The sequence below is a fragment of the Bifidobacterium sp. MSK.13.1 genome, from assembly GCF_019131435.1.
In the GTDB taxonomy this organism is placed as follows: domain Bacteria; phylum Actinomycetota; class Actinomycetes; order Actinomycetales; family Bifidobacteriaceae; genus Bifidobacterium; species Bifidobacterium pseudocatenulatum.
In genome coordinates, this window is sequence record NZ_JAHOMM010000016.1 from 1 (window position 1) to 1,920 (window position 1,920).

A 1,920-nucleotide genomic window follows, 5' to 3' on the forward strand; every position below is an offset into this window, starting at 1 on the left:
GGTTGGAAGTTCATGTGGCCGTTCGCGTTGGTGTTCGTGTTCGTGTTCGTGATCCCGATCCTGTACGCGATCTACATCAGCTTCTTCCAGAAGCAGATGATCGGCGGCACGAAGTTCGTGGGAATCAGCAACTACATTCGTCTGTTCCACGACCAGCAGTTCTGGAGCTCGGTCGGCAGGGTCGCGCTGTTCACCTGCGTGCAGGTGCCAATCATGCTGTTCCTGTCGGCGGCGATGGCCCTGGCGTTGGATTCCATGAAGCTGCACGGCGCGAAGTTCTTCCGCATCTCCACGTTCCTGCCGTACGCGGTGCCGGCCGTGGTGTCGACTTTGGTGTGGGGCTTCATGTACGGTGCGAAGTACGGTCTGGTCGGCTCCCTGAACGACTGGCTGGGCACGAACCTCGACGTGCTGAGCCCGAACGTGCTGCTCGCCGCGATCGGCAACATCGTGACGTGGGAGTTCACGGGCTACAACATGCTGATCTTCTACAGCTCGCTGTCCACGATCCCGCATTCGCTGTACGAGGCCGCATCGATCGACGGGGCGTCCGAGTGGCAGATCGTCAAGTCCATCAAGCTGCCGGAACTGAAGGGCTCGCTCGCGATCACGGTGATCTTCTCGATCATCGGCTCGTTCCAGCTGTTCAACGAGCCGAGCATCCTGCAGAACATGGTGCCGGGCAACGCGATCACCACGTACTACACGCCGAACATGTACGCGTACAACCTGAGCTTCGCGGGCAACCAGTCGAACTACGCCGCCGCCCTGGCGATCACGATGGCCGTGATCACGATGGCGATCGCGTACGCGGTGCAGCTCAACAGCATGAAGGAGCAGATGAAGTAGCGCCCGGTGGCGCGAACCATCCGCATATAGGGGAAGAAACGCTAAGGAGCATCGAAAATGAGTGACGCAACAATCGCCGCGGGCACGGAGCAGAGGCTCACCGCTCAGGAGCTCAAAGCCCAGGAGAAGGCCGCGAAAAAGGCCGAGAAGGAACGCCTCAAGAGGGTCGCGCGCGACGAGAAGGCCGAGCGCAAGAGGGCCGCGAAGTCCGGCTTCGCGAACGTGGCGAACCCGCGCAGGAGCACGCTGCTGACCATCGTGTGCGCGCTGTTCGCGGTGTACTGCCTGTTCCCGTTCGTGTACCTGCTGATCAACGCCACGAAGACGCAGGCGGACTTCACGTCCACGTTCGGTCTGGGCTTCGGCCGCACGTTCGCTTTGTGGGACAACATCAAGACCGTGTTCACCTACCAGGACGGCATCTTCGGACGCTGGTTCCTGAACACGATCCTGTACGTGGTCGTGGGCGCCGGCGGCGCGACCCTGCTCGCCATCATGGGCGGGTACGGCCTGGCGAAGTTCCGTTTCCCGGGACGCAAGGCCGTGTTCGCGGTGATCATCGGCGCCATCTCGGTGCCGGGCATCGCCCTGGCCGTGCCGCAGTTCCTGCTGTTCGCCAAGCTGAACCTGACGAACACGCCGTGGGCCATGATCATCCCGAGCCTGGTGTCGACGTTCGGCCTGTACCTGATGTGGATCTTCTCCGACCAGGCCGTGCCGACCGAGCTGCTCGAAGCCGCCCGCGTGGACGGCGCCGGCGAGTTCCGCACGTTCTTCCAGGTATCCCTGCCGCTGCTCGCCCCGGGGATCGTGACGACGGCCCTGTTCACGATCGTGGCGACGTGGAACAACTACTTCCTGCCGTTGATCATGCTGAAGGATTCGAACTGGTATCCGCTGACGATCGGTCTGAACCAGTGGAAGGACCAGGCGAGCACCGCGGGCGGCCAGGCGATCCAGAACCTGGTGGTCACGGGTTCGTTGATCACGATCGTCCCGTTGGTCATCGCGTTCCTGTGCCTGCAGAAGTACTGGCAGTCCGGCCTTGCCGCAGGCGCCGTCAAGGAATGA

General features: G+C 62.2%; 2 protein-coding genes. Both read left to right on the forward strand.

Annotated features, from left to right (window positions below; translation table 11 throughout):
• Nucleotides 1–849, forward strand: an 849-nt coding sequence (locus KSY55_RS09020; RefSeq protein ID WP_217749724.1) for a carbohydrate ABC transporter permease, incomplete at its 5' end; no start/stop codon positions are given.
• 57 nt (nt 850–906) lie between these two features.
• Nucleotides 907–1,920 (forward strand): carbohydrate ABC transporter permease, encoded by a 1,014-nt coding sequence (locus KSY55_RS09025; RefSeq protein ID WP_065435133.1) that lies wholly within the window; start codon nt 907–909, stop codon nt 1,918–1,920.

Coding starts and splice junctions, on each gene's coding strand:
- KSY55_RS09025 (WP_065435133.1), top strand. CDS start 907: ATGAGTGACGCAACAATCGCCGCGGGCACGGAGCAGAGGCTCACCGCT.